Source organism: Xanthovirga aplysinae, from assembly GCF_009711365.1.
In the GTDB taxonomy this organism is placed as follows: Bacteria; Bacteroidota; Bacteroidia; order Cytophagales; family Cyclobacteriaceae; genus Xanthovirga; species Xanthovirga aplysinae.
Map to the genome: position 1 here is coordinate 1 of NZ_SMMB01000842.1, position 4,622 is coordinate 4,622.

The following is a 4,622-nucleotide window of genomic DNA, read 5'->3' on the forward strand; positions in this document are numbered from 1 at the left end:
AAAAAACAGGTTCTTGTTCGTTTAAGTTAAAACTAAGCAACTCAGATGATATATTTGTCAAAGAATTTCTTTCATTTAAAGTTTTATACCAACTCATATAATCTCCCAGGCCTGCAGAAGAGCGTTTTTTAAATTGGTAAAAAGGATTTTTTTCCAAAAAAATTAAAAGCAAATTATCTGGACTAGGAATCATATTTTCCCATCTGTTTGAAAGTTCTAGTTTGTGATCACTCAAGTTACCTGTTTTAGAATGAAAGGTGGAAGGCCAAGTTGAGATTCTTTTCCTGTTTTCAGGTGTATAGAAAGTCTTATTAAAATTTACAACAGAACAAAATACCCTTACAACGGAGATCATTGCCTTAAATAACTAATTAGTGAAACAGAAAATTATTTCTTTTTAAAGAAAGAACACCCTTACACTTCTCTACTTTTAAAACATCTTAGCTGGTTTTCCAATTCTACTTATAGACTTAACAAATAGAAAATGTGAGAAAGAAAAATTTCTTGATCGTAGGAGGAAGTTCAGGAATTGGCCTAGCCATCACTGAGAAACTGCAGAAAAAAGGAGAAAATGTTTTTGTGGCTTCCCGCAGAGGAGAATCTATCAAGAATTTAAGTGGTATAAAACATATATCGGTAGATGTGACAAATGATGAAGTTAAATTGGAGGGACTTCCTGAGCAATTAGATGGCTTAGCTTATTGTCCTGGAACCATCAATTTAAAGCCTTTTAGAAGTCTTAGGAATGAAGACTTTCAAAAAGATTTTGAAATAAATGTTTTGGGAGCAGTAAAAATCATCCATGAGATAGAAGGATCATTAAAAAAGAATCAAAGCAGTATTGTTCTCTTTAGTACCGTTGCTGTAGGTCAAGGAATGCCATTTCATGCCTCCGTAGCAACTTCTAAAGGAGCTATTGAAGGTCTATGCAGGTCTTTGGCAGCAGAATTTGCACCAAAAGTAAGGGTAAATTGCATTGCACCATCTCTTACAGAAACACCTTTGTCTTCCCACCTGCTTAATAGTAAAGAAAAGATTGAGCATGGAGCAAAAAGGCATCCAATGGAAAGAATTGGTACCAGTAATGATATAGCCGCTTTAGCTGTCTTTCTATTAGAAGGTGAAAGCAGTTGGATAACTGGACAAATTATTGGGGCTGACGGCGGATTATCCTCCTTACGTAAATAGTGAAAACTCTCCCTATATGATAAATATTTTTTGGTTCAGAAGAGACCTCCGATTAGATGACAATGCCGGACTTTTCCATGCGCTGTCTTCAAAGTTGCCCGTATTACCTCTATTTATTTTTGACACCCACATTCTGGATGACTTACCAAAGCCTTTTGATCCAAGAGTGGACTTTATTTATAAGCAGGTTTTAGAATTAAAGAACAAATTAGAAAAAAGAGGAAGTACAATTTGTTTAAAGTATGGGCAACCTGCGGATGTATTCCAAGAGCTTATAGAAGAATTTCCCATTCAAACGGTATTTACTAATCACGATTACGAACCTTACGCTAGAAAAAGAGATGAAGTAATTAAACAACTCCTGATTTCACATGAAATAGGCTTTTCCACCTTTAAGGATCAAGTTATTTTCGAAAAAGATGAAATTCTAAAAAAAGATGGAAAACCCTATACCATTTTTACCCCATATATGCGTCAATGGAAAGCTAAACTTTTACAAAATCCCGTTACCTCTTTTCACTCAGAAAAGAAATTAAACCATTTATTTTTGTGCCCTCCTCTTCCAATGCCCACTCTTTCAGATTTAGGATTTAAATACACCCACTACCCTTTCCCTCCCAAAAAATTTAATGAAGAATTAATCAAAAATTACCACCTTACACGTGACTTCCCAGGCATCCAGGGAACCAGTCGTCTCGGTGTACATCTTCGCTTTGGCACTATTTCCATTAGGAAACTCATAAATAAAGCAATAGCACTTAATGACACTTTTTTAAATGAACTAATTTGGAGAGAATTTTATATGGGAAATATTCTATGGCATTACCCTCAGGTTATTGACCAATCTTTTAAAGAAAAATTCGACCGTATTCCTTGGAGAAACAATGAAGAGGAATTTCAGGCCTGGTGCAAAGGAAAAACAGGTTACCCCATGGTAGATGCAGGAATGCGAGAATTAAATTTCACTGGATTCATGCATAATCGAGTAAGAATGCTAACAGCCAGTTTTTTAGTAAAACATTTGTTAATAGATTGGCGATGGGGAGAAAGCTACTTTGCGGAGAAACTACTAGATTTTGAGCTATCTTCCAATAATGGAGGTTGGCAATGGGCTGCTAGTAGTGGATGTGATGCGGTGCCCTATTTTAGAATTTTTAATCCCGAAAGCCAATGCAAGAAATGGGATCCCGATTTAAAATATGTACGAAAATGGGTGCCTGAATTTGATGATCCAAAAAAGTACATCAAACCCATCGTGGATTATTCTTTTGGAAGGAAAAGAGCCTTGGAAACTTATCAGCAAGCTGTAAACCAATGAATTTAAATATTAAACCTGGATCAAGACAAAAACTTTTATAGGGAGAGGTTAGAATTCTAATTTAATGTCTTTCTCAAATTAATATAAGAAACACCACTTTTTTTAAAAGGACTAGAACCTATTTTCATTCCAAAACGCTCATAAAGGAGAATAGAATTTTTTAAAGCAATACAGCAAACTGTCTTAAGTCCAAACCTTTAAGGCATCTTCCAACAGATAAACTAATAGTTTCCTTCCAAAGCCCTTTCTTTGATAAGATACTGTGGCAAACTTCCTGAACTGCCCATCATCACCTTTAACAAAATGGGAAATTACTGAAATAAAAGAGGCATTATAAAACAAACCATAATGGATTCCCTTTGCATCTTCTGGTAATTTTACAAATTTGATTGGCATATTCGGCTACAAAACCTCTTGGTGAAGTCCCTATATGGCTTCAGGCAAATATGTTCAATATGTACCATTTTATATAATCCTATTATTCAGGCAAAAAGACCAAAATTCCCAAAAATAATTATTCACTTTTTATTATTAATCACTTAGGTTCCAATCCCCTTTCTTTACCCATCTTGAGCATAAACTTAAAGGCTTCTTCATACTCATTTTTGATAAGTCCTTCTAGAACGGCCTCCTTCAATTCTTCCTTTATTTCCCCAACAATTTTACAAGGTTTAAGCTGGAATGTTTCCATAATAATCTCCCCGGTAATTACAGGCTGAAAATTTCGAATTTTATCTTTTTCCTCCAACTCCTTCATTTTGGCGTCCACTTTGTCGAAATTACCTAAATAGCGCTTCACCTTTTCATGATTTTTGGAAGTCACATCCGCTCGACATAAGATCATTAAAGCGTCTACATCATCACCCGCCTCAAATAATAGCCTCCTGATGGCTGAATCTGTAATAAAATCTTTCACCAGAGCAATTGGCCTCAAATGGAGACGCACCAATTTTTGAACATATTTCATTTTTTCGTTCAGTGGCAATTTCATTTTCCGGAATAGTTGAGGGACCATTCGGGCACCTTTATCCTCATGTCCATGAAAAGTCCAGCCTACTTTTTGATCGAAACGTTTGGTTTGAGGTTTGGCTATATCATGTAAAATAGCTGCCCACCTTAACCAAAGATCACCCGAAACTTTCGCCACATTATCCAATACTTCCAGCGTATGATAGAAGTTATCTTTATGACCTTTTCCCTTAATTTTTTCAACCCCATGCAAGGCCACCATCTCAGGGAATATTTGCTTCAATACCCCTGAATGGAACATTAATTGAAAACCATAAGAGGGTTTGGGAGAGAGGATAATTTTGTTTAATTCATCTGTTATCCGCTCTCGAGAAACAATTTCTAATCTTTCCACATGATTTACTATGGCATCAAAGGTTTCAGGTGCAATATCAAAGCCCAATTGACTGGCAAAACGAATGGCTCGCATAATCCTTAACGGATCATCTGAAAAAGTAATTTCGGGATCAAGTGGAGTTTTAATGATCTTCTTTTTGAGTGCCTGAATTCCATCGAAGGGATCAATCAATTCACCATAATCATCCTCATTAAGACTAAGTGCTAAAGCATTTATGGTAAAATCTCTTCGGTTTTGATCATCCTGAAGAGAACCGTCTTCCACTATCGGTTTTCTTGAATCTCTTTTATAAGACTCTTTGCGAGCACCTACAAATTCCACTTCCCACTCTTGAAACTTTAACATGGCTGTACCAAAATTCTTGAATACGGAGACATGTACCTCTCTACCCAATTTTTCGGCTACTTTTTTTGCCAGTTCTATTCCACTGCCTAAACATACAATGTCAATATCTTTAGATGATCTTTGAAGAAAAATATCTCTTACAAAGCCACCGATAACATAACTTTCAACAGCTAATTCTTTGGCACTTTTCTTTACTATCTCAAAAATCCTGTTGTTTTCTAACCGATCTTTATAATTCATCCTCGCTGAAAGTTTCTTTCGAATAAGTCTCTTTTTAAAAGCCAAAAGGAACTTTCATTTATCCCCATTGACTTATCGCTTGACTTAAATAATTTTTATTAAAAGCGTGATTTTCTTTTGAAATTCTTCTTGGAAGGGCTCCTTTGAGGGACTTCTTCATCAGCA

General features: G+C 35.7%; 5 protein-coding genes. 2 read left to right on the top strand and 3 right to left on the bottom strand.

Going from position 1 to position 4,622, the window contains the following annotated elements; genetic code table 11:
* Positions 1-235 (bottom strand): hypothetical protein (locus E1171_RS24225; protein WP_222931422.1); only part of this gene is annotated, 235 nt, incomplete at its 3' end.
* 251 nt (positions 236-486) lie between these two features.
* Between E1171_RS24225 and E1171_RS06590 the strand changes: the two genes are divergently transcribed.
* Positions 487-1,188, top strand: coding sequence for an SDR family oxidoreductase (locus E1171_RS06590; RefSeq protein WP_187696309.1), 702 nt, complete (start codon positions 487-489; stop codon positions 1,186-1,188).
* A gap of 16 nt (positions 1,189-1,204) precedes the next feature.
* Entirely contained in the window at positions 1,205-2,506 is a 1,302-nt protein-coding gene (locus tag E1171_RS06595) for a cryptochrome/photolyase family protein (RefSeq protein WP_155205218.1), read from the top strand.
* Positions 2,507-2,689: 183 nt separating this feature from the next.
* On the opposite strand, the gene E1171_RS06600 is transcribed toward E1171_RS06595, so the two are convergent.
* Together E1171_RS06600 and E1171_RS06605 are read right to left on the bottom strand one after the other, a co-directional pair.
* The gene (locus tag E1171_RS06600; protein WP_155205219.1) at positions 2,690-2,902 is read right to left on the bottom strand and encodes a hypothetical protein; all 213 of its coding nucleotides are present in this window, start codon (positions 2,900-2,902) and stop codon (positions 2,690-2,692) included.
* Positions 2,903-3,041: 139 nt separating this feature from the next.
* Positions 3,042-4,457: a CCA tRNA nucleotidyltransferase gene (locus tag E1171_RS06605; protein ID WP_155205220.1), complete on the bottom strand. Its 1,416-nt coding sequence runs from the start codon at positions 4,455-4,457 to the stop codon at positions 3,042-3,044.
* Positions 4,458-4,622 lie beyond the last annotated feature (165 nt).